The sequence below is a fragment of the Phenylobacterium conjunctum genome, from assembly GCF_042679085.1.
Lineage (GTDB): Bacteria > Pseudomonadota > Alphaproteobacteria > Caulobacterales > Caulobacteraceae > Phenylobacterium > Phenylobacterium conjunctum.
Genome location: NZ_JBHTLQ010000053.1, coordinates 1 through 22,313, shown reverse-complemented (window position 1 = coordinate 22,313; position 22,313 = coordinate 1). Strand labels below are relative to the sequence as shown.

The 22,313-nt window shown below is 69.6% G+C and carries 28 protein-coding genes; 14 read left to right on the top strand and 14 right to left on the bottom strand.

The window, feature by feature from the left end:
• Positions 1 to 797, bottom strand: a 797-nt coding sequence (gene moaA, locus ACFQ27_RS17400; RefSeq protein WP_377354477.1) for a GTP 3',8-cyclase MoaA, incomplete at its 3' end; no start/stop codon positions are given.
• Between the two features lie 32 nt (positions 798 to 829).
• Here moaA and ACFQ27_RS17395 point away from each other — a divergent pair.
• Genes ACFQ27_RS17395 through ACFQ27_RS17385 form a run of 3 tightly spaced genes read left to right on the top strand, consistent with a single transcriptional unit; the run spans position 830 to position 2,067 of the window.
• Entirely contained in the window at positions 830 to 1,450 is a 621-nt protein-coding gene (locus ACFQ27_RS17395; RefSeq protein WP_377354476.1) for a nucleotidyltransferase family protein, read from the top strand.
• 30 nt (positions 1,451 to 1,480) lie between these two features.
• On the top strand, positions 1,481 to 1,762 hold the full coding sequence (locus ACFQ27_RS17390) for a type II toxin-antitoxin system ParD family antitoxin (protein ID WP_377354475.1): 282 nt from the start codon (positions 1,481 to 1,483) through the stop codon (positions 1,760 to 1,762).
• On the top strand, positions 1,759 to 2,067 hold the full coding sequence (locus ACFQ27_RS17385) for a type II toxin-antitoxin system RelE/ParE family toxin (RefSeq protein WP_377354474.1): 309 nt from the start codon (positions 1,759 to 1,761) through the stop codon (positions 2,065 to 2,067). Before ACFQ27_RS17390 ends, ACFQ27_RS17385 begins: the two co-directional genes overlap by 4 nt.
• A gap of 35 nt (positions 2,068 to 2,102) precedes the next feature.
• Here the strand turns inward: ACFQ27_RS17385 and ACFQ27_RS17380 are convergent, their stop codons facing one another.
• Together ACFQ27_RS17380 and ACFQ27_RS17375 are read right to left on the bottom strand one after the other, a co-directional pair.
• On the bottom strand, positions 2,103 to 4,292 hold the full coding sequence (locus ACFQ27_RS17380; protein ID WP_377354473.1) for a xanthine dehydrogenase family protein molybdopterin-binding subunit: 2,190 nt from the start codon (positions 4,290 to 4,292) through the stop codon (positions 2,103 to 2,105).
• A 14-nt stretch (positions 4,293 to 4,306) separates the two neighbouring features.
• On the bottom strand, positions 4,307 to 4,771 hold the full coding sequence (locus tag ACFQ27_RS17375) for a (2Fe-2S)-binding protein (protein ID WP_374345967.1): 465 nt from the start codon (positions 4,769 to 4,771) through the stop codon (positions 4,307 to 4,309).
• 130 nt (positions 4,772 to 4,901) lie between these two features.
• On the opposite strand from ACFQ27_RS17375, the gene ACFQ27_RS17370 reads away from it, so the two are divergent.
• The 3 genes from ACFQ27_RS17370 to ACFQ27_RS17360 all read left to right on the top strand — a co-directional run bounded on the left by ACFQ27_RS17370 (position 4,902) and on the right by ACFQ27_RS17360 (position 7,168).
• Complete coding sequence (locus ACFQ27_RS17370) at positions 4,902 to 5,255, top strand: c-type cytochrome (RefSeq protein WP_374345968.1); 354 nt, start codon at positions 4,902 to 4,904, stop codon at positions 5,253 to 5,255.
• A 5-nt stretch (positions 5,256 to 5,260) separates the two neighbouring features.
• Positions 5,261 to 6,154, top strand: coding sequence for an NAD(P)-dependent oxidoreductase (locus tag ACFQ27_RS17365; protein WP_374345969.1), 894 nt, complete (start codon positions 5,261 to 5,263; stop codon positions 6,152 to 6,154).
• Positions 6,155 to 6,220: 66 nt separating this feature from the next.
• Positions 6,221 to 7,168: a phosphotransferase gene (locus ACFQ27_RS17360; protein WP_377354472.1), complete on the top strand. Its 948-nt coding sequence runs from the start codon at positions 6,221 to 6,223 to the stop codon at positions 7,166 to 7,168.
• Here ACFQ27_RS17360 and ACFQ27_RS17355 read toward each other — a convergent pair.
• The 3 genes from ACFQ27_RS17355 to ACFQ27_RS17345 form a co-directional block, all read right to left on the bottom strand.
• Entirely contained in the window at positions 7,162 to 8,823 is a 1,662-nt protein-coding gene (locus ACFQ27_RS17355) for an MFS transporter (protein ID WP_374345971.1), read from the bottom strand. The two genes, ACFQ27_RS17360 and ACFQ27_RS17355, sit on opposite strands and share 7 nt — an antisense overlap.
• A gap of 68 nt (positions 8,824 to 8,891) precedes the next feature.
• The gene (locus ACFQ27_RS17350) at positions 8,892 to 11,576 is read right to left on the bottom strand and encodes a PAS domain-containing hybrid sensor histidine kinase/response regulator (RefSeq protein WP_377354471.1); all 2,685 of its coding nucleotides are present in this window, start codon (positions 11,574 to 11,576) and stop codon (positions 8,892 to 8,894) included.
• 110 nt (positions 11,577 to 11,686) lie between these two features.
• Positions 11,687 to 12,877, bottom strand: a complete 1,191-nt coding sequence (locus ACFQ27_RS17345; RefSeq protein ID WP_374345974.1) for an acyl-CoA dehydrogenase — start codon at positions 12,875 to 12,877, stop codon at positions 11,687 to 11,689.
• Positions 12,878 to 13,146: 269 nt separating this feature from the next.
• On the opposite strand from ACFQ27_RS17345, the gene ACFQ27_RS17340 reads away from it, so the two are divergent.
• Complete coding sequence (locus tag ACFQ27_RS17340; RefSeq protein WP_374345976.1) at positions 13,147 to 13,347, top strand: hypothetical protein; 201 nt, start codon at positions 13,147 to 13,149, stop codon at positions 13,345 to 13,347.
• Positions 13,348 to 13,350: 3 nt separating this feature from the next.
• On the opposite strand, the gene cysQ is transcribed toward ACFQ27_RS17340, so the two are convergent.
• Both cysQ and ACFQ27_RS17330 read right to left on the bottom strand, forming a co-directional pair.
• A complete protein-coding gene (gene cysQ / locus ACFQ27_RS17335) occupies positions 13,351 to 14,118 on the bottom strand; it encodes a 3'(2'),5'-bisphosphate nucleotidase CysQ (protein ID WP_377354470.1) in 768 nt (255 codons plus the stop codon).
• Positions 14,115 to 14,315, bottom strand: a complete 201-nt coding sequence (locus ACFQ27_RS17330) for a DUF3553 domain-containing protein (RefSeq protein WP_374345980.1) — start codon at positions 14,313 to 14,315, stop codon at positions 14,115 to 14,117. Before ACFQ27_RS17330 ends, cysQ begins: the two co-directional genes overlap by 4 nt.
• Positions 14,316 to 14,379: 64 nt before the next feature.
• Between ACFQ27_RS17330 and chpT the strand changes: the two genes are divergently transcribed.
• From chpT to ACFQ27_RS17310, 4 genes are all read left to right on the top strand, one after another.
• Positions 14,380 to 15,045 carry a histidine phosphotransferase ChpT gene (gene chpT, locus ACFQ27_RS17325; RefSeq protein WP_374345982.1) on the top strand — a complete coding sequence of 222 codons (666 nt, stop codon included), beginning with the start codon at positions 14,380 to 14,382 and terminating at the stop codon, positions 15,043 to 15,045.
• 112 nt (positions 15,046 to 15,157) lie between these two features.
• Complete coding sequence (locus ACFQ27_RS17320; protein WP_374345984.1) at positions 15,158 to 15,523, top strand: response regulator; 366 nt, start codon at positions 15,158 to 15,160, stop codon at positions 15,521 to 15,523.
• Complete coding sequence (locus tag ACFQ27_RS17315) at positions 15,520 to 16,347, top strand: CheR family methyltransferase (RefSeq protein ID WP_377354469.1); 828 nt, start codon at positions 15,520 to 15,522, stop codon at positions 16,345 to 16,347. Before ACFQ27_RS17320 ends, ACFQ27_RS17315 begins: the two co-directional genes overlap by 4 nt.
• Positions 16,348 to 16,397: 50 nt before the next feature.
• Positions 16,398 to 16,970 carry a hypothetical protein gene (locus ACFQ27_RS17310; protein WP_374345988.1) on the top strand — a complete coding sequence of 191 codons (573 nt, stop codon included), beginning with the start codon at positions 16,398 to 16,400 and terminating at the stop codon, positions 16,968 to 16,970.
• Positions 16,971 to 17,026: 56 nt separating this feature from the next.
• On the opposite strand, the gene ACFQ27_RS17305 is transcribed toward ACFQ27_RS17310, so the two are convergent.
• Genes ACFQ27_RS17305 through nepR form a run of 4 tightly spaced genes read right to left on the bottom strand, consistent with a single transcriptional unit; the run spans position 17,027 to position 19,724 of the window.
• A complete protein-coding gene (locus ACFQ27_RS17305) occupies positions 17,027 to 17,164 on the bottom strand; it encodes an entericidin A/B family lipoprotein (RefSeq protein WP_374345990.1) in 138 nt (45 codons plus the stop codon).
• A 47-nt stretch (positions 17,165 to 17,211) separates the two neighbouring features.
• Positions 17,212 to 18,936: a sensor histidine kinase PhyK gene (gene phyK / locus ACFQ27_RS17300; protein WP_377354468.1), complete on the bottom strand. Its 1,725-nt coding sequence runs from the start codon at positions 18,934 to 18,936 to the stop codon at positions 17,212 to 17,214.
• Between the two features lie 9 nt (positions 18,937 to 18,945).
• The gene (locus ACFQ27_RS17295; RefSeq protein ID WP_377354467.1) at positions 18,946 to 19,536 is read right to left on the bottom strand and encodes a sigma-70 family RNA polymerase sigma factor; all 591 of its coding nucleotides are present in this window, start codon (positions 19,534 to 19,536) and stop codon (positions 18,946 to 18,948) included.
• Entirely contained in the window at positions 19,536 to 19,724 is a 189-nt protein-coding gene (gene nepR / locus ACFQ27_RS17290) for an anti-sigma T factor NepR (protein WP_374345994.1), read from the bottom strand. The genes ACFQ27_RS17295 and nepR overlap by 1 nt, the downstream gene beginning before the upstream one ends.
• Before the next feature lie 220 nt (positions 19,725 to 19,944).
• On the opposite strand from nepR, the gene phyR reads away from it, so the two are divergent.
• Together phyR and ACFQ27_RS17280 are read left to right on the top strand one after the other, a co-directional pair.
• Positions 19,945 to 20,742 (top strand): anti-anti sigma factor/receiver protein PhyR, encoded by a 798-nt coding sequence (gene phyR / locus ACFQ27_RS17285; RefSeq protein WP_374345996.1) that lies wholly within the window; start codon positions 19,945 to 19,947, stop codon positions 20,740 to 20,742.
• 31 nt (positions 20,743 to 20,773) lie between these two features.
• Positions 20,774 to 20,947: a DUF1328 domain-containing protein gene (locus tag ACFQ27_RS17280; protein WP_374345997.1), complete on the top strand. Its 174-nt coding sequence runs from the start codon at positions 20,774 to 20,776 to the stop codon at positions 20,945 to 20,947.
• Positions 20,948 to 21,029: 82 nt separating this feature from the next.
• On the opposite strand, the gene ACFQ27_RS17275 is transcribed toward ACFQ27_RS17280, so the two are convergent.
• Entirely contained in the window at positions 21,030 to 21,284 is a 255-nt protein-coding gene (locus ACFQ27_RS17275; RefSeq protein ID WP_374345999.1) for a hypothetical protein, read from the bottom strand.
• Positions 21,285 to 21,320: 36 nt separating this feature from the next.
• Positions 21,321 to 21,512 (bottom strand): hypothetical protein, encoded by a 192-nt coding sequence (locus tag ACFQ27_RS17270; protein ID WP_374346000.1) that lies wholly within the window; start codon positions 21,510 to 21,512, stop codon positions 21,321 to 21,323.
• Between the two features lie 145 nt (positions 21,513 to 21,657).
• Between ACFQ27_RS17270 and ACFQ27_RS17265 the strand changes: the two genes are divergently transcribed.
• The gene (locus ACFQ27_RS17265) at positions 21,658 to 21,990 is read left to right on the top strand and encodes a hypothetical protein (protein WP_377354466.1); all 333 of its coding nucleotides are present in this window, start codon (positions 21,658 to 21,660) and stop codon (positions 21,988 to 21,990) included.
• The last annotated feature ends 323 nt before the right edge of the window (positions 21,991 to 22,313 follow it).

Genomic DNA, 22,313 nt, shown 5'->3' with positions numbered 1-22,313 from the left:
CAGAAGTTATGGCTGAGGGGGGTGATGAAGCCCAGCCGGCCGCCGGTCTCGGCCACGCGGACATAGCGGGCCGGGCCGCCGGTCTGGTGGTCGATATCGCTGAGGGTCCAGAAGCTCTCCAGCTCGCGACGGACGTCTTTCAGCGACAGGAACTGGTCGGTGCGGTCGACCTCGATCTCGCCCAGCGGCATGGCCTCGATCAGGGTCATGTCGCAGCCCCGGCCATGGGCCCAGGTGATCAGCTCGGGCAGCTCGTCGGCGTTGTCATCCTTCAGGGCGACGGCGTTGATCTTGACCTTCAGGCCGGCGGCCTGGGCGGCGTCGATCCCGGCGATGACCTGGGCGAGCTGGCCGCCGCGGGTCAGGGTGCGGAACAGCTCGGGCTTGAGGGTGTCCAGCGAGACATTGACCCGTCGCACCCCGGCCTCGGCCAGGCCCTTGGCGAACTCCGCCAGACGGGTGCCGTTGGTGGTCAGGGTCAGCTCGTCCAGGGCGCCGGACCTCAGGTGACGGCCCAGCGATCCGATCAGGTCCATCACCCCTTTGCGCACCAAGGGCTCACCGCCAGTGATCCGCAGCTTCCTCACGCCCAAGCCCACGAAGGCCGAGGCGATGCGGTCCAGCTCCTCGAGGGTCAGCACCTCCTTCTTCGGCAGGAAGGTCATGTGCTCGGCCATGCAATAGACGCAGCGCAGGTCGCATCGGTCCGTGACCGAGACCCGCAGATAGGTCACCGTGCGACCGAACCCGTCGATCAGGGCGGGCCTTGGCGGAGACGAGGCGTCGTAAGGCGTCATGACACCGGCAACATAGAGACGAAGGACACGGGATGACAGGGGTGGACGGCGTAGCTTTCGAAGCCATCGTGCTCGCGGCCGGAGCGGGCTCGCGGTTCGGCGGCGGCAAGCTGCTGGCCCCCTGGCGCGGCGGGGTGTTGCTGGACGGCGCCCTGGAGGCCGCTTTCGCCGCGCCCGTGGGCCGGGTGATCGTGGTGACGGGGACGGACGCCGAGGCTGTGGGCGCCGCCGCCACCGCCCATGCCGCGCGTCACGGCGAGGCCATGCGGCTCGCCCTGGTTCACGCCGCCGACCATGCCGAGGGCATGGGAGCCTCCCTGCGAACCGGCGCTGCGGCCCTGTCTCCAAACCTGGATGGCGTGTTCGTCTTCCTGGGCGACATGCCGCGTGTCCCTGCGGGCGTGGCCGACCAACTGGCGGCGGCGGTGCTCGCCGGCGCGCCGGCCGCCTCGGCGGCCTTCCGGGGGCAGCGAGGGCATCCCACCCTGATCGGCGCCGACCTGATCCCGGGCCTGCTCACCCTGAAAGGCGACGCCGGCGCCCGTGGCGTCCTGAAGGACCTCGGCCCTCGCCTGGCCCTGATCGAAGCGCCCGACGACGGCGTGCTGTTCGATGTCGACGAGCGCGGCGATCTCGACGCTGGTAGGAAATAGTCGTACCATCGCGGCCTTTAGGAGCGCGCTATGGCCAAGGTTGAAAAGATTTCGATCTCTCTCACGGGTGAGCTCGCGGATGTGGTGCGCGGCGCCGTCAACAGCGGCCGCTACGCCTCGACCAGCGAAGTGATCCGCGCGGCGATCCGGGACTTCTCCGAACTTGAAGCGCACCGGGGAGCCCGACTGGCGGAGCTAAGGGGGCTCATCCAGGAAGGCCTCGACAGCGGAATCGCGCCGGGTCGGCGAACCGCCGACGAAATCATCGCTGAGGGACGCCGCCGGTTGGAAGCCCTCAAGGCCAAGGCGTGACGAGGTCTGTTCGCCGTTCCGCCGCGGCAGAACAGGATCTGACGGATATCTGGGTCACGATCGCAAAGGATCGTCCGCTTGTGGCGGACAGAGTGCTCACCGCGCTGCTGGAAGCTGAGGACCGCCTGGCGGATCACCCGCAGCTTGGGCGGCTTCGCCCGGAATTGCCGGGTCAACTGCGGAGCTGGAGCGTCGCGCCCTTCGTCATCTTCTACAGGGTGCTTGAAGACCAGATTCTCGTGATCCGGGTCCTCCACGGCGCGCGTGATCTCGGCGACGCCCTTCCCGCTTCAGATGGAGAGTGACAGAGCCCCGGACGAACCGGGGCTCTGCTCATGGATCAGGCCTTGACCATCGGCAGGCTGGTGGTCGCTTGGCCGTTGAGGGCCAGGATGGCGTTGGCCACGGCCGGGGCGATGACCGGGGTGCCGGGTTCGCCCACGCCCGAGGGCGCATTGCCGGAGGGGACGATATAGGTCTCCACCGTCGGGGCCTCGGAATTGCGCAGCACCCGGTAGGTGTCGAAGTTGGTTTGTTCGACCACGCCGTCCTTCAGGGTGACCTTGCCGAACAGGGCCGCCGACAGGCCGTAGCAGATGCCCCCTTCCATCTGGGAGGCGATCTGGTCCGGGGCGATGGCGACGCCGCAGTCCACGGCGGTGACCACGCGGCCGACCTTGGGCTGGCCGTCCACCAGTTGCACCTCGGCGATCTGGGCGACCACCGAGCCGAAGCTCTCGTGCACCGCCACGCCACGGCTCCAGCCGGCGGGCGCCGGGGTGGCCCAACCGGCCTTTTCGGCCGCCAGCTTCAGGGCGCCGATATGGCGGGTCGCGCCGGCCTTTTCATAGAGCGCCAGGCGGTACTCCACCGGATCCTTGCCGGCCTTGCGGGCCAGCTGGTCGATGGTGTGCTCCATGGCGAAGGCCGTGTGGGTCGCGCCCACCGAGCGCCACCAAAGGACCGGCACGCCGTTGTCGGGCAGCAGGGCCTGGGCGTCGACGATGGGGGTGGCCTTCAGATAGGGCGAGCCCTTGGCGCCTTCGACCGTGGTCTCGTCCAGGCCCTTGGCGGGCATCGGCGAGCCCTTCATCAGCGACTGGGTGACGATCCGGTGCTTCCAGGCGACGGGGAAGCCGTCCTGGCCGATGACGACGCGGATATTGTGGTGGGTCAGCGGGCGGAAATAGCCCGCCTGCATGTCGTCCTCGCGGGTCCAGACCAGCTTCACCGGCCGGCCCTTGCCGACCTTCTTGGCGATGTGGACGCATTCGGTGACGTAGTCGGACTGGAAGTTGGCGCGACGGCCGAAGGAGCCGCCGGCGAACAGGGTCTCGATCTCCACCGCGCCGGGCAGCATGCCGACGATCTTGGCGGTGTTGAGCTGGTCCAGGGTCGGCGCCTGCGACCCAAAGGTCAGCTTGGCCTTGCCCGCGCCCACCTCGGCCACGCAGTTCATGGGCTCCATCGAGGCGTGGGCCAGATAGGGGAAGTCGTAGGTGGTCTCGAAGACCTCGCCCTGGGGCGCCTTGGCGAAGTCGCCCTTGGAATCGAAGCCCTGCCACGCGGTCTTTTCCGGCAGGGTCCCCTTGCCGGCGGCCCACTCGGCATAGGTGGTGGCCAGCTTGTCGGTGCTGAGCCGTTCGGCCTTGGCCTCGTCCCACTCCACCTTCAGGGCCTCGCGGCCCTTCTTGGCGGCGTAGGTGTTCTCGGCCAGGACCGCGACGCCGGTCGGGATCTGGATCACGTCGACCACGCCTTGGACCTTCTTGGCCTCGGTGGCGTCGAAGCTGGCCACGGTGGCCCCGAACTTCGGCGCGTGCGCGACCATGGCGGTCAGCATGTTGGGCTTGTGGACGTCCTGGGTGAAGGTCGCCTGGCCGGTGGACTTGGCGCGGGAATCCTTGCGGCGGACGCGGTCGGTGCCGATCAGGGTGAAGGTCTTGGGATCCTTCAGCTTGGGGTCCTTCGGCGGCTCGACCTTGGCGGCGTCGGCGATCAGCTCGCCGAAGCCCGCGGACTTGCCGGTGGCGTGGCCCACGACGCCGTCCTTGACGGTGATCTCACCGGCCGGAACACCCCACTTGGTCGCCGCCGCCTGCACGAACATGGCCCGGGCCGCGGCGCCCGCCTGGCGCAGCTGGTTCCAGGAATTGGCGATGGCGGTGGAGCCGCCGGTCAGCTGGATGCCGGCGGTGGTGTTCGCGTAGAGCTTCACATTGGCCGGAGCCTGTTCGACCGCGACCTTGGCCCAGTCGGCGTCCAGCTCCTCGGCCACGATGGCGGCGAGGCCGGCGTGGTTACCCTGGCCGAATTCGATGTGCTTGGAGATCACCGTGACCGCGCCGTCGGGGGCGATCTTGATGAAGGGGCCGAAGGCGCCGACGTCGGACTTGGCGCCGATGCCCAGCAGGTCCAGGGGCGAGCAGGCGCCCACGGCCAGGGCGCCGCCGACGACGGTGGCGCCGATGACCAGGTCGCGGCGGGTGGCGCCCTTGCGGGCGGCTTCAGGGGCGATGCGCTTGTTCATCTGTCGATCCCCCCTCAGGCCTTCGGGGCCGCGGCCAGGCCGGCGGCGTCCTTGATGGCGGCGCGGATGCGCTGATAGGTGCCGCAGCGGCAGATGTTGCCGTCCATGGCCGCGTCGATGTCGGCGTCGGTCGGCTTCGGGTTGGCGGCCAGAAGCGCCGCCGCGCTCATCAGCTGGCCCGACTGGCAGTAGCCGCACTGGGGCACGTCGTGCTTCACCCAGGCTTCCTGCAAGGGATGGGTCCCGCCCAGGCTTTCGATGGTGGTGATCTTCATGCCGCCGAGGCCCTCGATGGGCATGGAGCAGGAGCGGATCGGCTGGCCGTCCGCGAGCACCGTGCAGGCGCCGCACTGGCCGACGCCGCAGCCGAACTTGGAGCCGGTCAGGCCCAGTTCGTCCCGCAGAACCCAGAGCAGGGGGGTGTCAGGCGCGGCGTTCACCGTCATCGGCTTGCCGTTCACGTCCAGCGTCATGGCCATGGGCTTTACGTCCTCCCCCTGTTTTGGCGACCGTTGTGATCTTAACGCTGTTTAGCCTACGCCGTAAATCCTGGCGTCTTGGCGAGGGCGCGGGCTTGCCGCATAGCTTGTAGAGACAGGAGACGCCGCCATGACCCACCGCCTGACCTTGCCCCTCGCGCTCGCCCTGGCCCTATCGGCCGGCGCGGCCAGCGCCGCCGACGGCGCCAAGACCTTCCAGCTGCAGTGCAAGACCTGCCACGGCGCCAAGAGCTCGCCCGCCGGCCCCAGCCTGGCCGGGGTCGCCGGTCGCAAGATCGCGGGCCTGACCGACTTCACCTATTCGGCCGGCCTGAAGGCCAAGTCCGGGACCTGGACCGACGCAAATCTTGACGGCTATCTGGCCGGGCCGATGAAGTTCGCGCCGGGCACCCGCATGGCGACCGGCGTCGCCAACCCCGCCGACCGCGCCGCCGTCGTCGCCTACCTGAAGACCTTGAAGTAGGGCGCTTGGACGCCTTTCCCGCCTTCTTCCCCCTGGCCGGCCGCAAGGTGGTGATCGCCGGCTCCGGCGAGCCGGCCGAGGCCAAGCTGCGCCTGCTGGAAAGCTCGCCGGCCGAGCTGGTGCGGGTCGAGGGACCGCAGGCCCAGCTGCCCGGCGCCTATGCCGGCGCGGTCCTGGTGTTCATCGCCGATCCGGACGAGGCCTTCTGCCGGGGCGCCCACGCCGCGGCCAAGGCGGCCCGGGCCCTGGTCAATGTCGCCGACCGGCCGGAGCTGTGTGACTTCACCACCCCGGCCGTGGTCGATCGCGGCGAGGTGGTGGCTGCTATCGGCACCGGCGGCGCCTCGCCCATGCTGGCGACCATGCTGCGCAATGACATCGAGCAGCGGGTGCCGGAGGGGACGGGCCGGATCGCCGCCCTGTTCCGTCGGTTCCAGGACGATGTCCGCAGCCGGTTCCCAGAGCTGCACGCCCGGCGCGCCTTCCTGCGCGACGCCCTGTCCAGCGCCGCCGCCGAGGCCGCGCGCACCGGCGACATGGACAAGGCTCAGCAACTGTTCCGCGAGGCCCTGGCCAAGGGGCCGAAGGCGATCGGCAAGATCCAGCTGGTCTCGGGCCTGGGGCCCGCAGACCTGGTCACGCTGCGCGCCAGCCGCGCCCTGGCGGCCGCCGACCTGCTGGTCATCGATCCCGGCTGCGACCCCGACATCCTGGCCATGGCCCGCCGCGACGCCGAGCGGGCCGATCCCGAAGAGACCTCGGCCGAACACATGGTGGCGCTGGCCCGCGACGGCCGGCGGGTGGTTCGTATCCTGGCCCGCGCGCCCCAACCCGGCGAGGCCCAGGCCCTGGCGGCCTCCGGCGTGACGGTGGAGGTCCTACCCGTCGCACGTGGATAATATTATCCGGGCTTAATTGACTTCGTATTCTATCCGGGTATTAAGCGGATCCGACAGGAGCCGCCGATGACCGCCTACGCCCCCCTTCCCGCCGACCGCCGCCCGGCGATTGAACACGCCCTGAGCACCGCCTTCGGTACGGCGGACCTGGACGGCGTCGTGCGCCTGACCGGCGGCCTGTCCGGGGCCGGGATTTTCCGTATCCGGGTGGGCGGGGTCGCCTATCTGCTGCGGATCGAAGGGGCGCGGGACGTGTTCCGCGATCCGCACCGCGGCTATGCCTGCCTGCGCATCGCCGCCGAGGCCTGCCTGTCGCCCCGCGTGTGGTTCGCCGATCCGGTCGAGGGTATCGCCGTCCTCGACTTCGTGGCCGAGCAGCCGTTCACCGAGGACCGGTCCGCGCGCCTGACCGAACTGGCCCAGTCGGTGCGCATCCTGCACCAGACGCCAGGCTTTCCGCCGCTGATGGACTATCTGGATGGCCTGTTGGCGGTGACGGCGCCCTTCCGGCCGCTGCCGGTCCTGGCGCAGGTGTTCGCCAGGATGGACGAGACCCTGGCCGCCTATCGCGCCCTGCCGGCCGATGTCGTGTCGAGCCACAATGACCTGAACCCGCGCAACGTGCTGTTCGATGGGCGGCGGCAATGGCTGGTGGACTGGGAGTCCGCCTTCGCCTGTGATCGTTATGTGGACCTGGCGGCCCTGGCCAACCTGTGGACCGGCGACGAGACCGAGGTCGCGCAGATGCTGGGGGTCTATTTCAATCGCCCGCCGACCGGGGCGGAGCGGGCGCGGCTCTCGCTCATGCGCCGCCTGAACCACGTCTTCTACGGGGCGATGTTCCTAGGCGGGGTGCTGGCGGAGCAGCCTCACGCCCTGCCGCGCGACCTTGAGGCGCCCGACGTACGGACCCTGCACCGGCGGATGGCCGAAGGCGCCTTCGCCCTCGACCCCGTGGCGGGGCGGCTGACCTACGCCAAGGCGCAGTTCGCCGCCGCCCTGCAGGACTACTGATCCAGGGACCGGCCGTTGGTCTCCGGCAGGAAGACCAGGCAGACGATCACCGAGATCAGGGTGAAGACGAAGGGGTACCAGAGGCCGGAATAGATGTTGCCCACCGACGCCACGATGGCGAAGGCGGTGAAGGGCACGAAGCCGCCGATCCAGCCGGTGCCGATGTGGTAGGGCAGGGACATGGCGGTGTAGCGGATCCGGGTCGGGAACAGCTCCACGAGGCTGGCGGCGATGGGGCCGAACAGGGCAGTGGCGGCGATCACGAAGACGAACAGCACCCCGAACAGGCCGGGGTAGTTGATCCGCGCCGGGTCGGCCTTGGCCGGATAGCCGGCGGCGGCCAGCACCGTCTTGATCTCGCCCTCGACCTTGGTCTTCACGGCCTTGGCGTCAGCCTTGGCGAGGCCAGCGGCGGACTGCGCCTCCACGACCACCGAGCCTACCTTGACCTGGGCCTTGGAGCCCGGCGCGCCGGCCTGGTTGTCATAGGAGACGCCGGCGTTGGCCAGCACGCTCTTGGCGATGTCGCAGGACGAAACAAAGCTCGCCTTGCCCACCGGATCGAACTGCAGCGAGCAGTCGGCCGGGTCGGCCACCACCACGATGGGGGTGCGGGCCTGGGCCTCGGCCAGGGCCGGATTGGCGGCCTTGGTCAGCATGTGGAAGCCGGGGAAGTAGGCCACCAGCATCAGGCTCATGCCGAACAGCATGACCGGCTTGCGCCCGATCTTGTCCGACAGCGCGCCGAACACGACGTAGAAGATCGCGCTGACCGCGGTGGCGGCCATCATGATCCAATTGATGGTCTCCGGCGCCACCTTCAGGAACTTGTCCAGGAAGGTCTGCACATAGAAGAATGCCGTGTACCAGACCGCTCCCTGGGCCGACATGATGGCGAACAGGGCGATCAGCACCAGCTTCAGGTTCTTCCACTGGCCGAAGGCCTCGCTGAACGGCGCATGGCTCATCTCGCCCTCGGCCTTCATCTTGGCGAAGGCCGGGCTTTCGGTGAGCTTCAGGCGCATGAACACCGAGATGGCCAGCAGACCGGCGGAGAACAGGAACGGGATGCGCCAGCCCCAGGCGTCGAAAGCCTCGGGGCCAAAGTGATGGCCGACCACCAGGCGCGTCGCCAGGATCACCAGCAGGGCCCCGAACAGGCCGAAGGCGGCGGAGGTCTGCACCCAGCTGGTGGCCCGGCCGCGGGCGTTTGAGGGCGCGTGCTCGGCCACATAGATGGCGGCGCCGCCATACTCCCCGCCGAGCGCGAAACCCTGCAGGATACGCATGAGAACCAGCAGGGCCGGGGCGATCAGGCCCGCCTGCTCATAGCTGGGCAACAGGCCGATGGCGAAGGTGGCGCCGCCCATCAGGGCGACGGTGACCAGGAAGGCGCCCTTGCGGCCGGCCTTGTCGCCGATCCGCCCGAACACCAGGGCGCCCAGGGGGCGGAAGGCGAAGCCCGCGCCGAACAGGGCGAGCGCGGCGATATAGCCGGCGGTGTCGGTGAGGCCTGAGAAGAAGGTCTTGGAGATGACCTGGGTCAGGCTGCCGAAGACGAAGAAGTCGTACCACTCGAAGGTCGTGCCCGCGGACGAGGCGGCCACGACGGTGCGCAGCGACGTGCCCTTCTGCTCTTCTTCGGCTTGCGCCATCTTGGTTTCCCCCTGGTTTTCCAAGACGGTCTAGCATCGGCGGCCGCCACGGTGGAAGGCCCCTGGGGTCAGGCGGCGCTGTTCGCGGCCCTCGAGGTCTCGGGGTCGGCCCCCTCCGACAGACGGGCGATCTCGCAGAGCAGGGCGGCGGGGGATATGGGCTTGCCCACCACCGCATCCATGCCGGCGGCCAGATAGGCCTGATGCTGATGCGACAGCACATTGGCGGTCAGGGCGATGATCGGGGTCGTGGCGACTGCGGTCGGCAGGGCGCGGATCCGGCGGGTGGCCTCCAGCCCGTCCATGCCGGGCATCTGGACGTCCATCAGGATCAGATCGAAGCCGCCTTGGGCCGCGGCCTCGACGCCCTGGGCGCCGTCGCAGGCGACCTCCACGTCGGCCCCGAGGTTCTCCAGCAGCTTGGTGGCGATCATCCGGTTGGTCGGGTTGTCCTCGACCACCAGGATCCGCAGGCCCTGCAGGATATCGCCCTCGACGGCCGGCGCCTGGGCCGGGGCGGCCGTCGGCGGGGCTGAGACCTCCAGCCAGAAGGTCGAGCCTTGGCCCTCCACCGAGCTGAAGCCGACCTCGCCGCCCATCATCTCGGCCAGCCGGCGGGTGATGGCCAGACCCAGGCCCGAGCCCCCGAAGCGGCGGGTGGTGGAGGCGTCGCCCTGGTCGAAGCGCTGGAAGATGCGGTCCTGGGCGTCGGCCGGGATGCCGACCCCGGTGTCCTCGACCTCGATGCGCAGGCGATCCTCGCCCGGCAGGGCCCGCACCAGCACATGGCCGGTGGGGGTGAACTTCACGGCGTTGCCGACCAGGTTGAACAGGGCCTGGCGCAGGCGCACCGGATCGGCGGTGACATAGCCCACGCCCTCGAAGCCCTCGAGCCGCAGGTCCAGCCCCTTGGCCTCGGCCTGGGGCCGCAACAGTTCGACCACGCCCTGGGCCAGATCAGCCGGGGCGATGGCCTCCGGCGCCAGCTCCAGCCGGCCGGCCTCGATCTTCGAGAAGTCGATGACGTCGTTCAGCAGCTCGGCCAGCATCGGGCCGCAGGACAGGGCCTCCTCCAGCATCCGCCGGCCCTGGTCGGTCAGGGCTTCGGACTTCAGGAGGTGCAGCACGCCCATGACGCCGTTCATCGGCGTGCGGATCTCGTGGCTCATATTGGCCAGGAAGGCGGCCTTGGCCTCGGCGGCCGCCTGGGCGGCCTGCTCGGCCTCGATCAGGGCCAGCTCCTGGCGCTTCAGGTCGTCGATGTCCTGGATCAGGCCGACGCCCTTCACCCAGCCGCCGTTGCGGTCGACCTTGAGCTGGTGGAACACCCGCACCCAGCGGTACTCACCGCCCGGCGTGCGCACCCGCGCCTCAAAGGCGTCGCTGGGCTGGCGCTTGCCGGTGCGCAGGTCGCGGAAGGCCTGGCGAACGCCGGGATCGTCTTCGGGATGGAAATAGGGGAAGCGCAGCGACCGGGCGTCCTCGTAGGTTCTGGGCGAGCCGATCAGCCGCTTGAACTCCGGCGAGGACCAGAAGGTCTTGTTGACGTGGTCGATCTCATAGACCCCGGCGTCGGCGGCCCCCAGGGCCAGCTTCAGGCGCCGCGCATTGGCCTGGGCCTCCCGCTTGGCCTGGGCCACGGCGGAGATGTCGTCCACATAGGCCAACATGCCCTGGACCTTGCCGTTGGCGTCCCGCCAGGGCCGCGCCTCCCAGCGCACCCAGTGGGCGTTGCCCTGGCTGTCGGTGAACCGGTCCTCCTGGTTGGACATCACCTTGCCGGCCAGGGCCTGCTTCTGGGCGCGGACCAGGCGGGCGGGAATGGTCGGGAACACCTCGGGCAGGGTGCGGCCCAGATAGGCTCGATCCTCCAGGCTGAACGCCGCCCGCCAGGCGGCGCTGGCCACCACATAGCGAAGGTCGAGATCAAACATGGCCACGGCCACCGGCGCGCTCTCCACCACGTCGCGGATCTGACGCTCGGCCTGCACCGCGGTCTCATGGGCGCGGGTCAGCTCGGTGATGTCCTGCGAAATGCCGCGCAGGGTGAAGGCCCCGCTGGGCCGCAGCTCGCACAGATAGGTGACGCGCCAGTTCGACCAGCGGCCGTTCTTGTTGCGCATCCGGTGGTCGAAGGCGCCGGGACGGCCTTCGCGGGCGCCCTCGGCGAACCGGCGCCGCACATCCTCGACCTCATCGGGATGCAGGATGGCCAGGAACTGCTCGACGGTCCGGACATCGTCATTGCCGTGACCGGTGACGGCGCGGATATCGTCGGACCAGGTGATCAGCTTGGTGTCGGGATCATAGCTCCAGGACCCGATACCCGCCGCCTCGGACAGGATCAGCTGGGTCTGGCGGGCGGCCTCCAGCTCGGCGCGGGCGGCCCGCTCCTCGGTGGCGTCGCGCACAACCCCGATCATGTGCCCGTCTTCGGTCCGCTGGGCGCGGCCCTCGAACCAGCGCCAGGAGCCGTCCTTCATCAGCACCCGCGAGATGTGCTGGCTCATGCCGTCGCGGGTCAGGCGGGTGATGTGGTCGTCGACGCCGGTGATGTCATCGGGGTGCAGGAAGCGGCGCGCATGGCGGCCGATCACCTCGTCCTGGGTCCAGCCGGTGGTGCGCAGCCAGGCCGGATTGACCAGCTTGAAGCGGTTGTCTGGCCCAAGCACGAACAGCAGCTCGCGGCTGTGTTCGAACAGCCACTGCGCGGTAGTTGAAGCGTCGGTCGGTGTTTCCGGCGCGGCTTGCATCTGTGCCCCCAAAGCTCGGGGCGGACCCTAGACGCGCAAGCGTAAACGCAAGGTTTGGGGGTGCGGCGCTTTAGCGTGGGAGTTGCGCGCCGCCCCCTCTTCACCCCGTCCTAGAAGGCGTTCTCGCCGGTGATGGCCCGGCCCAGGATCAGGGCGTGGACGTCGTGGGCGCCTTCATAGGTGTTCACGGTCTCCAGGTTCGCGGCGTGACGCATCACGTGATAGTCGCCGGAGATGCCGTTGCCGCCGTGGATGTCGCGGGCCTCGCGGGCGATGGCCAGGGCCTTGCCGCAGTTGTTTCGCTTCATCAGGCTGATGGCCTCAGGCACCCAGGCGCCCTGGTCGATCAACCGGCCGAGCGCCAAAGCGCCCTCGAAGCCCAGGGCGATCTCGGTCTGCATGTCGGCCAGCTTCTTCTGGATCAGCTGGCGCGCGGCCAGCGGCTTGCCGAACACCTTGCGGCTGGAGACATAGTCGCGGCTGGCGTGCAGGCAGAAGTCCGCCGCGCCCATGGCGCCCCAGGCGATGCCGTAGCGGGCCTTGTTCAGGCACGAGAACGGACCGCGCAGGCCCGACACGTTGGGCAGCATCTGGTCTTCGGGGACGAAGACGTCCTGCAGCGAGATCTCGCCGGTGATCGAGGCGCGCAGCGAGAGCTTGTTGAGGATCTTCGGGGTCTCGAAGCCTTCCGAGCCGCGGTCCACCAGGAAGCCGCGGATCACGCCGTCGAGCTTGGCCCAGACCAGGGCGACGTCGGAGATCGGCGCGTTGGTGATCCACATCTTCGCGCCGTTCAGCACATAGCCGCCGGGCGCCTTGCGGGCCACGGTGCGCATCGAGGCCGGGTCGGAGCCGCCGTCGGACTCGGTCAGGCCGAAGCAGCCGATGATCTCGCCCCTGGCCATGCCGGGCAGATACTTGCGCTTCTGGGCCTCGGAGCCGAAGGCGTAGATCGGGTACATGACCAGCGAGGACTGCACGCTCATCGCCGAGCGATAGCCGGAATCGATGGCTTCGATCTCGCGGGCGATCAGGCCATAGGCCACGTGGTTCACCCCGGCGCAGCCGTACTCTTCGGGAAGCGTGGGCCCAAGAAAGCCCAGGGCGCCCATCTCGGTCATGATCTCGCGGTCAAACCGCTCTTCGGCGAAGGCCGAGACCACCCGGGGCAGCAGCTTCTCGCGGGCGTAGGCGCGGGCGGAATCCCACACCATGCGCTCGTCCTCGGACAGGCGCGCGGCGAGGTCCAGGGGGTCTTCCCAGTCGAAGGTCTTGGCGTCGGCGGCGGTGTCGAGGGCCATGGCGGGTCTCCTTGGATATCGCCGGCCTTATGGGCCGAAATCGTCCGTCCGTGTAGGCGCCAATTGCCCTTGGGGCGCCTTCTGCAGGCGGCGAGGCCGGGCGTCGACCAGACCGGCGGACCGTGGGGCAGGGTGCTGCGACCAAAAGCGCCCTCGCCCGTCGCGCGAATCATGTGATTCGGTAAGGGACAGATCGCAACCATGCAGCGATCTGATCGTTCCAATGTCAGCGTACCCGACCGTTGAAGACTGGGACCTGGAAGACCACCATGTTCTCTCGCGCGAGTTCCCCCGCCTACGACCTGATCAAGCCCTTCATCTGGGCCGCCGCCCTGGCCTTCCTGGTCGGGTTCTGCGGCGTGCTAATCGCTGGCGGCGGCGCGCCGATGTCGGCCCGGGCGCATGACGCCGGCGCCCTGCCGGCCATGGCCCCGGCGCAGGACGCGGACAACCCGGCCCGCGCGGCCTGATCTTCAGGCCGCCCCTCGGGCGATGAACCAGCCATTGCGGAACCCGTCGGCCACCTTGCCATAGGCGAAGGGGCCTCCACCGTGCGCCTCGATCCGGCCGCCGGCCGCCTCCAGGATCGCCTGGCCGGCGCAGATGTCCCACTCCATGGTCGGCCCGTGCCGCGGATAGAGGTCCGCCGCGCCCTCGGCCAGCCGGCAGAGCTTGATGGAGGAATCCATCGGCTGCGGATGGTCGAACCCGTATTCCTCGGCGTAGCGGGCGATGGTCTCTGGCTTCATGGTGTGGCTCATCAGGGCCACCGCTGCGCCCTTGGGCCAGGTCCGGGCGCGGACCTCGACTTCCGGCCCGCCGTTCACCCGCTTGAAGGCGCGGCCGCCGCGCGTGAACCAGGTCTCGCCGGTCACAGGCGCCATGATCGCCCCGCCCACAGCCCGGCCCTTGGACACCAGGCCGATATTGACCGTGTAGTTGGGATCGCCCCGCACGAAGGCCTTGGTGCCGTCGATGGGATCGACCAGGAAGAAGGTCTCGCCCACCGCCTCCGGCGCGCCGTACTCGCTGGCGTGCTCCTCGGAGACGACGTGGATGTCCGGAAAGGCGCGGGCCAGTTCGGCCAGGATCAGGTGCTCGGCCCGTCGGTCGGCCTCGGTCACCGGGCTCTCGTCCGACTTGGTGTGGACCGTCAGGCCGGATCTCCAAAGCGGCAGGACCAGTCGCCCCGCGGCCTCGCAGATATCGGCCAGCACCGGCCCGGCGTCGGGATAGCTCATGCCCGGCCCTCTCGGGGATCATCTCCGGCGAACACCAGTCGCACCACCTTGGAATCGATCACCTGCTTGCCGGCCTCCTCGAAATTGACCGTGATCTTGGCGCCGGCCACGGACTGCACCTGGCCCAGGCCCCAGTCCGGCTGGCCGGGATGGCGCACCAGGACGCCAGGCTCCAGAAAGGGGTCGGGGGCGGACATGGCCGGGGTCTAACCCCGCCGCCCGGTTTGCCAAAGCGCCAAATCAGGCCAAGGTCCCGAGCCCATGAGCGACGAAACCTCCCCCGCTGAAACCGTTGCGCCGCGGACCGCGGAGGTCGCGGCCTACCTCGCCGCGCGCATGTGTCACGACTTCATCAGCCCCGCGAGCGCCATCGTCTCCGGCCTGGACCTGCTGGATGATCCCAGCGCCCAGGACATGCGCGAAGAGGCCATGGGTCTGATCGCGTCCTCGGCCCGCAAGCTCGCCGATCACCTGGCCTTCACCCGGGTCGCCTTCGGCGCCTCGGCCACCGCCGACACCTTCGACACCCGCGAACTGGCCAAGCTGGCCGACGGCCTGTTCAAGCACATGCGCGCCGAGATGGACTGGCAGGTGACGCCGGAGGGGGTGAACAAGCCCACCGCCCGCACCCTGCTGAACCTGGCTCAGCTGGCCGGCGCCGCCCTGCCCACCGGCGGGACCGCCCGCATCCAGGCGGTTGAGGAGAACGGCGTGGTGGTCGTCGCCGTGGAGGCCACCGGCCCCCGCGCCCGGCTGCGTCCGGAAGTCCTGGCCGGCCTGAAGGGCGAGCCCATGGGCGAGGGCCTGCATGGGCACTGGGTCCAGGCCTACTATGTGAACCTGTTCGTGAACGACGCCGGCGGCCGGATCTTCGCCGAGGCGACGGAGGAGAAGGTCACCTTCGCCGCGAGCCTGCCGGCGGGCTGACCCCGCGGCGCGGAGCGCCTGGAATGCGACTTTTTCTGTTAAGACTTGTCCGGCTTCCACGGGTCCTTAACCAAAGCCGCGAGACAACAGGCCTCTTGCAAGAGGTGCGTGCTTGAAGACCTGTCTGGTGGTCGATGACAGCCGGGTGATCCGCAAGGTGGCCCGCCGCATCCTGGAGGACCTCGGCTTCGAGATCGCCGAGGCGTCCGACGGGATGGAGGCGCTCGCCTGGTGCCGCGCGGCCATGCCCGACGCCATCCTGCTGGACTGGAACATGCCGGTGATGAACGGCATCGAGTTTCTGCGTCACCTGCGCAGCGAACCCGGCGGCGCCAAGCCCACCGTGGTCTTCTGCACCGTCGAGAACGACCTGGAGCACATCCGCGAGGCCCTGGCCGCCGGCGCCAACGAGTACATCATGAAGCCCTTCGACGGCGACATCATCGCCTCCAAGCTGGTCGAGGTGGGGCTGGCATGACGCGCGAGGATTGCGAACTGGCGGCGCAGATCTGCGCCTCCCGCGCCGGATTGCTGGTTGATCCGGACAAGACTTATTTCCTGGAGAGCCGGCTCGCCCCCGTCGCCCGCCGCGAGGGTTTCAACTCTATCGACGACATGATGGGCGACCTGAAGCTGAAGCGCGACGACCGCCTGGCCTGGGCGATCGTTGAGGCCCTGGCCGCCGGCGAGACCGCCTTCTATCGCGATCGCAAGCCTTTCCAGCAGTTCGAGACCGAGATCCTGCCCACCCTGGCGCGGCTGCGCGGCCTCGAGCCGATCCGCATCTGGAGCGCGGCCTGCGGCTCGGGCCAGGAGATCTATTCCCTGGCGATGTCCGTCGCCGACCTGCGCGCCGACCTGCCCGAGACCAAGGTCGAGCTGTTCGCCTCGGACCTGTCGGAGCGTGCGCTCGAAAAGGCCCAGAGCGGGCTCTACACCCAGTTCGAAGTCCAGCGCGGCCTGCCGATCCGCAAGCTCGTCGCCCACTTTGAGAAGTCCGAGGAGATGTGGGTGCTGTCGCCCCGCATCCGCCAGATGGTGCGCTGGCGCCGGGTGAACCTGATCGCCGACCTGAACACCAATGGCCGGTTCGACGTGATCTTCTGCCGCTATGTGCTGTCCGGCATGACGCCGCAGATGCGGCCCCGTCTGCTGGAGAACCTGGCCCGGGCCCTGACTCCGGACGGCTTCCTGGTGCTGGGCGAGGGCGAGAGCATCGCCGGTGTCTCCGAGGCGTTCCAGCCGGTGGCGGGGCGTCCGGGCCTGTTCGCCCGCAACCCGGCCCATCGCGCCGCCGCCTGACAGCGGGGCTCTGTTCAGGCTAGAACTTCCGGGTCCGCTTGGAGGCTGCAATGCGCAAGGCTCTCGTCACATCCCTGGCCCTCGTCCTCCTGCTGGCCGCCTGCCAGCGCAAGGCCGAGCAACAGGCGCCCCCGCCAAAGCCCGCGGCGCCCGCGCCGGCCCCGGTTGAGGCCCCGTCCGCGCCTGCCCCCGCCACGGGCTTCAGCCACGCCGCCGGCCTGGACCAGTTCGGCTACTACATGCCCCAGACCGACGTGACCTTCGGCAGCTACCGCCTGCGCAACCTGCATGTGGGCTCAGCGGAGGAACTGGCCGCCTACGAGCGCGGCCAGAGCGTATCGCCCGCCTATGCGCCGGTGATGCTGGAGTTCGTGGACATCAGCCAGGGCGAGGAGGGACCGGTGCGCCGGGTCCTGCCCGACAGCTATGAGCTCACCGGCGGCAAGATCAGCTTCAAGGGCCATGACGAAATCCTGGGCGAGGTGGTGTTCGAGGGCGAGATCGACACCAAGGCCCTGGCCCGTGTCCGCTCCGGCGGCGGCGAGGAGCCGGTGCTCAAGGGCGTGGTCAGCGCCATGCGCCAGCGCCTGACCCGCAGCTTCACCTGGTTCGGCGGCGACTGAATGCGAAAAGCCCCGCCGGTGAGGGCGGGGCTTCCGATCTCCGAACGTCGCGGAGCTTAGTGCTTAACCTCCTCGGCGGTGCTGGTGACGGCCTTGCCGGCGGCCTGGACGTCGCGGCCGGCGCCGGAGACGGTGTTGCAGGCGGCCACGGCCAGGGTCGAGGCGACGAGGGCGAAGAGAGCGATCTTTTTCATGGACCTATGGTCTCCATGGGCGTGTTGATGGAACGCCGGATCAACGGTCAAGCCGCGGCCTGGTTCCCCCCGGACTGAGCCTTGCCGCCCAGGGGATCGAGTGCGGGGGTCGGGAAGACCAGCCGCGCGGTGACCCCGCCCTCCGGATTGCGCACCAGCTCCGCTCGGCCCTGCAGCTGGCGGGCGAAGGCGTTCATCAGGGTGCGGCCGACGCCCGACGCCACCAGGGCCTCCTCCGGCGCCTGGCCATTGTCGCCGATGGTCAGGACGGCCTCCTGCGCCTGCACCTTGAAGGTCACGATCAGCCGCCCGCCCCGGCCGGCGAAGGCGTGCTTCTGCGCGTTGGTGATGGCCTCCACCGCGAACAGGGCCAGGGGGGCGAGACGATCCGGGTCAATGACCAGGGCGTCCACGTGCAGCTCGGTCTCCACGCCCGCGCCCTGCAAGGCCTCGCCGGCCATCAGCTGGGCGGTCAGCTCCTCAAGGAAGGGCCGCAGGTCCACCTGCTTCAGGTCCGGCCCCTGGTAGAGGGCGCGATAAATCAGGGCCAGAGCGGTGATCCGCTGGCGGGTGTCGGACATGGCCGCCCGCGCGGCCGGGTCGGCCAGGGCCCGCTGCTGCATGTTCAGCAGGCTGGTGATGACCTGCAGGTTGTTCTTCACCCGGTGGTGGATCTCGCGCATCAGCGCGTCCTTCTGGGCCAGGTTCTCGCGCAGCTCGCCGTCGCGGGCGACGATGGCGCCGGCCATATCCTCCAGGGTCTCAGCCAGGTCGCGGATCTCCAGCGGCGCCTGCTCTGCCTGGACGGGCCGCACCGTAAGGCGGCCCCTGGCGTAGAGGGCGGCGATCCTTTGCAGATAGGCGATCCAGCGGATCACCACCCGGTCGGTCGCCGCCAGCACCGCCAAGAGGGACAGGGCGAAGGTCATCAAGGGGAAGGCCAGGCCCGACAACGGGTTCACCCAGGCCCAGGAGAACAGGTCCTGGGTGCGCGTCGAGAGCACCACATAGAGATCATCGCCCACCAGGGGCGCGGCTGAGAACACCCGTCGCCGGCCCTGCTCATCCCGCCCGTTCCAGACATAGGAGCCCTTGGCCTTGACCTGGTCGCGCCAGTTGCGGGGCAGGGCGGGGAAGGCCTCGGCCTGGGTGGCGTTGATGTAGCGGCCGCCGGAATCGGCCAGGGCGACCTCGGCGTCCACGGGCAGGGCCGGGTCCGACAGCTGCGGGGCCAGGCTGGCCAGGCTGATCACCGCCACCAGTCCGCCATCGAACCGCTTGTCGGGGCCCACGGCGCGCACCGCCGCCAGCAGGGCCGGGGACTTCGCATAGGCCGCGCCGGCGTCGCGGGTGACCACCAGGTTCTCGCCCGAGGCCATGCGGCGGAACCAGGGCCGCGCGGCGCGATAGGGGTCCATCGGCACATCAGCGGCGGCGCAGGCCACCCGGCCGCGGCTGTCGAAGCGGATCAGGTTGGCGTAGCCGGGAATGCGGGCGGTCACCTGGGCCAGGCGCTGGGCGCATTGGAAGCCGATGGAGCCCGGCGCCAGGGTCTGAAGCAGGATGTCGGCGGCCTCCATCCTGGCCCGCGCCGAGGCCGCGCTGCGCTCGGCGGCGGCGGCCAGGCTGGCGCGCCGCACCTGGCCCTCGCGCTGGAAAGCGAGGGTGGACTGGATCGCGCCCAGGATCAGCACCGGCAGCAGGGCGGCGGCCAGGGCGGCGGTCAGGCGGACGCGGATGGTGGAGAGCGAGCCCCAGGGCGGCTGGATCAAGGCGCTGGCCTAACGAATCGTGCTGAGGCGCTCCGCGTCGGCGAGAATCGCCTGCATCGCATCCCCCGCCGGCGCGCCGTCGCGCTCATAGGAGCCGTCCTCAAGGATGGCGTGCAGGGCGCGCCTAGCCCGGCTCACCCGGCTCTTCACGGTCCCCACCGCACAGCCGCAGATCTCGGCGGCCTCCTCGTAGGCGAAGCCGCCGGCGCCCACCAGGATCAGGGCTTCGCGCTGTTCCGGCGGCAGCATGCCCAGCCCCTGGCGAAGTTCGTCCAGGGCCACGGGGGCCTCGGGATCGTCCACCGCCACCAGGGTCCGCTCGGCGGCTTCCTGGTCAAGCTGGGTCTGGCGCCAGGACCGGCGCTTCTCGGAATAGAACTGGTTGCGCAGGATCATGAAGGTCCAGGCCTTCATGTTAGTGCCCATCTGGTAGCTGGCGCGGGCGTCCCAGGCCTTCATCATGGCGTCCTGCGCCAGGTCGTCGGCGCTGGTGGGGTCGCCGGTCAGGGTGCGCGCAAAGGCCCGCAGGTGCGGAATCAGACCGACCAGCTCGCGCTTGAACGCCAGATCTTCGGCGGGGCCCCGCTCAGCCGCCGCCATCACTCGGTCCCCGAGGGCTTCTGGTCGTGCTTGCGGAGGATCTCGAGGAATTCGTCCGGGACCGGCTCATTGACCACGTCGTCGAACATCTGGCGCAGCCGCACGCCAATCGCGTGCTGGCGCAGGCGGGCCTCGTCGATGGCGGCGGGGCCGCGCTTGGACGGCTCTCTGTGCGGTTCGTCGATCATGCGCATGGCGCTCCGGCTTGGCGGAGGCGGCCCCCTCGGTTCATCCTCGTCGCGCATCAACGCCCCGCTTAAGGCTCTGGTTCCCGCCTTTTGTATTGTAGTCCCGCAAAAACGCCGAATCTCGGGAACCGGTTCCCCAGGCGTACGTTTCCAGTCCATGGTGAAGCCTGCCGGCGTGCGCGCTGGCGCGGCGACGTGTCCGAACGGGAGGGGAAATCCTTTGAGTCTACTTGCTCGCCTGGCGCCGCATCTGCCCTATGTGCGCCGCTACGCCCGCGCGCTCACCGGGGACCAGACCACCGGCGACCAATATGTCCGCGTCTCGCTTGAGGCCCTGGCGGCCGGCGAGCGGGCGCTGGATGCGGCCCTCACCCCGCGCGTGGCCCTCTACCAGGTCTTCCACGCCATCTGGTGCTCCACCGGCGCACGGCTTGAGGCCGGCGGCGACGACGGCTCTGGCGTCGACGACGCCGGACGTCGCCTCATGCGCATCGCGCCGCGCTCCCGCCAGGCCTTCCTGCTCACCGCACTCGAAGGCTTCACGCCGTCCGAGGCCGCCCAGATCCTTGATGTGGATTTCGCCCAGGTGGAGCAGCTGATCGCCGCCGCCCAGGCTGAAATCGACGCCGAACTGGCCACTGACGTCCTGATCATCGAGGACGAGCCGGTGATCGCCGCTGATATCGAGGCCCTGGTGACCGAGCTTGGCCACACCGTGGTCGACATCGCGGCCACCCGCACCGAGGCGGTGGATGCGGTGTCCCGCAAGACGCCGGGCCTGGTGCTGGCCGATATCCAGCTGGCCGACGGCTCGTCGGGCATCGACGCGGTCAAGGACATCCTGGCCCGCAACGACGTGCCGGTGATCTTCATCACCGCCTTCCCGGAGCGCCTGCTGACCGGCGAGCGGCCTGAGCCCACCTTCCTGATCACCAAGCCTTTCCAGCCGGAGACGGTGAAGGCGGCGATCGGGCAGGCCCTGTTCTTCCACCCCCGCAACACCCGCCGCGCCGCCTGAGGGCGCGGCCGGCCAGATCAGGAGACGCCGCATGCTCGGCTGGTCCATCACCTTCGCCATCCTCGCCGTCCTGGCGGGCATCCTGGGGTTCGTGGGCCTGGCCGGGGTCGCCGCCTCGGTGGCCAAGGTGCTGTTCGCCCTGTTCCTGGTCGTGCTGGTGGCGACCTTTGTGATCCGCGCGGTGCGGGGCCAGTCGGTGGTCTGACCGCCACAGCCTCTCCTCCTTAAATGACAACGGCCGCCTCGGGGATCGGGGCGGCCGTTGGCGTTTCAGCAAGGCGTCTGGGTCAGCGGCCGTCCGGGCTCTTCTGCTTGGCGACCGGGGCGCCGGTGTCGAAACTGCGCGCCTCGGCGGCCGACGCCCGCTCCGTCCCGCGTGTGCCCGCCCATTGCGGCGCATGAAGGGTCCAGGCGCCGAACAGGGCCAGGGCCGCCAGGGCGGTCGAGACCAGCAGCACCCAGAGGATGTGACGCCCCATGCGGCCCTGGCGGGCGCGGGTCGCGCTGACGACGCGGGTGGGAAACTTCATGTAGGTCGGCATCTCTAGCGGCCTCCTGAAACGGCGATCCTTCGCGGATCAGCCGGGGAAATAGGCGAACGGTCCGCCGGTCACCATGCGCGGGGAATCGATCTCGTGGCTGAGCCGGCCGATCAGGGCGCCGGCGGCGGCGATGGACAGCACAGCGAAGATGGCGGCGGCGCGGCGGCGGCGCGGACTGCGGCTCGCCCCGAGCCCGGCGCCATAGGCGGCATCGAAGGACGGCGTCATGGATGGCTCCTGTGGACTGGCGAGCCCCTCGCCCGCATCCCTGAAACGCCTCGCCAAGCGCCAGCGTTCCGCCGCGCTCGCGCCTTAGTCGCCGATTAAGCCTTTGCGCCGACCCACAGGAGCGCCCATCTAAAGGGCCATGACCATGAAGCCTTCGATCCTCATCTTCGCCGCGGCCCTTGCCCTGAGCGCGCCGGCGGCCGCCCAGCCGCCTGCGGCCGGCGCAGCCGCGGCCCAGACCTATGAGGGCCGCACGGTTCGTGACGCCAAGGGCGCGGTGCTGGGCCAGATCGACAAGGTGGTGCTGGGCGCCAATGGCCGCCCTGCCCAGGTCCTGGTGCGGCCGGTGGGCCGTCCCACCGCCGGGGTGCGCAGCCTGGCGGTGGCCGGCCTTACGGCTGACGGGGAGGGGTTCTCGACCCCGCTCACCAAGGCCGAGTTTGAGGCCATGCCGACCGTCGAGCTCGACCAGAACTAGCCGCTCGAAAATTCTGCGCACTTTTTTCGCTCGCGGCGGGAACGCTCCGGCAGCTTGGTCGTTCTTGTCTTGCGGAGGCGGCGACGCCCCCCCCGACTTGTGACCGGCGCACACGCTGGTCTGCCGCCTCCGCACCCCCTTTTTCTCGATGACGCACCTGGGCGGACCTCGGTCCGCCCTCTTCTTTTTGCGGCCTCAGCGCGGCGGCGAGAGCGCCAGGGTGACGTCCACCCGGCGCCGCAAGGGGCGCAGGTCGCCCGCGGGTGTGACCGCGCCGGCCTGGTCGGCGGCGACCTCGTCAAAGCGCGCGGCGGGCAGGCCAT

Excerpts from the sequence above, each read along its gene's own strand:
- ACFQ27_RS17395 (WP_377354476.1), top strand. The coding sequence starts at position 830 with ATGACAGGGGTGGACGGCGTAGCTTTCGAAGCCATCGTGCTCGCGGCC.
- ACFQ27_RS17390 (WP_377354475.1), top strand. The coding sequence starts at position 1,481 with ATGGCCAAGGTTGAAAAGATTTCGATCTCTCTCACGGGTGAGCTCGCG.
- ACFQ27_RS17380 (WP_377354473.1), bottom strand. The coding sequence starts at position 4,292 with ATGAACAAGCGCATCGCCCCTGAAGCCGCCCGCAAGGGCGCCACCCGC.
- ACFQ27_RS17375 (WP_374345967.1), bottom strand. The coding sequence starts at position 4,771 with ATGGCCATGACGCTGGACGTGAACGGCAAGCCGATGACGGTGAACGCC.
- ACFQ27_RS17370 (WP_374345968.1), top strand. The coding sequence starts at position 4,902 with ATGACCCACCGCCTGACCTTGCCCCTCGCGCTCGCCCTGGCCCTATCG.
- ACFQ27_RS17360 (WP_377354472.1), top strand. The coding sequence starts at position 6,221 with ATGACCGCCTACGCCCCCCTTCCCGCCGACCGCCGCCCGGCGATTGAA.
- ACFQ27_RS17355 (WP_374345971.1), bottom strand. The coding sequence starts at position 8,823 with ATGGCGCAAGCCGAAGAAGAGCAGAAGGGCACGTCGCTGCGCACCGTC.
- ACFQ27_RS17350 (WP_377354471.1), bottom strand. The coding sequence starts at position 11,576 with ATGCAAGCCGCGCCGGAAACACCGACCGACGCTTCAACTACCGCGCAG.
- ACFQ27_RS17345 (WP_374345974.1), bottom strand. The coding sequence starts at position 12,877 with ATGGCCCTCGACACCGCCGCCGACGCCAAGACCTTCGACTGGGAAGAC.
- ACFQ27_RS17340 (WP_374345976.1), top strand. The coding sequence starts at position 13,147 with ATGTTCTCTCGCGCGAGTTCCCCCGCCTACGACCTGATCAAGCCCTTC.
- cysQ (WP_377354470.1), bottom strand. The coding sequence starts at position 14,118 with ATGAGCTATCCCGACGCCGGGCCGGTGCTGGCCGATATCTGCGAGGCC.
- ACFQ27_RS17330 (WP_374345980.1), bottom strand. The coding sequence starts at position 14,315 with ATGTCCGCCCCCGACCCCTTTCTGGAGCCTGGCGTCCTGGTGCGCCAT.
- chpT (WP_374345982.1), top strand. The coding sequence starts at position 14,380 with ATGAGCGACGAAACCTCCCCCGCTGAAACCGTTGCGCCGCGGACCGCG.
- ACFQ27_RS17315 (WP_377354469.1), top strand. The coding sequence starts at position 15,520 with ATGACGCGCGAGGATTGCGAACTGGCGGCGCAGATCTGCGCCTCCCGC.
- ACFQ27_RS17310 (WP_374345988.1), top strand. The coding sequence starts at position 16,398 with ATGCGCAAGGCTCTCGTCACATCCCTGGCCCTCGTCCTCCTGCTGGCC.
- ACFQ27_RS17305 (WP_374345990.1), bottom strand. The coding sequence starts at position 17,164 with ATGAAAAAGATCGCTCTCTTCGCCCTCGTCGCCTCGACCCTGGCCGTG.
- ACFQ27_RS17295 (WP_377354467.1), bottom strand. The coding sequence starts at position 19,536 with ATGGCGGCGGCTGAGCGGGGCCCCGCCGAAGATCTGGCGTTCAAGCGC.
- nepR (WP_374345994.1), bottom strand. The coding sequence starts at position 19,724 with ATGATCGACGAACCGCACAGAGAGCCGTCCAAGCGCGGCCCCGCCGCC.
- ACFQ27_RS17280 (WP_374345997.1), top strand. The coding sequence starts at position 20,774 with ATGCTCGGCTGGTCCATCACCTTCGCCATCCTCGCCGTCCTGGCGGGC.
- ACFQ27_RS17275 (WP_374345999.1), bottom strand. The coding sequence starts at position 21,284 with ATGCCGACCTACATGAAGTTTCCCACCCGCGTCGTCAGCGCGACCCGC.
- ACFQ27_RS17270 (WP_374346000.1), bottom strand. The coding sequence starts at position 21,512 with ATGACGCCGTCCTTCGATGCCGCCTATGGCGCCGGGCTCGGGGCGAGC.
- ACFQ27_RS17265 (WP_377354466.1), top strand. The coding sequence starts at position 21,658 with ATGAAGCCTTCGATCCTCATCTTCGCCGCGGCCCTTGCCCTGAGCGCG.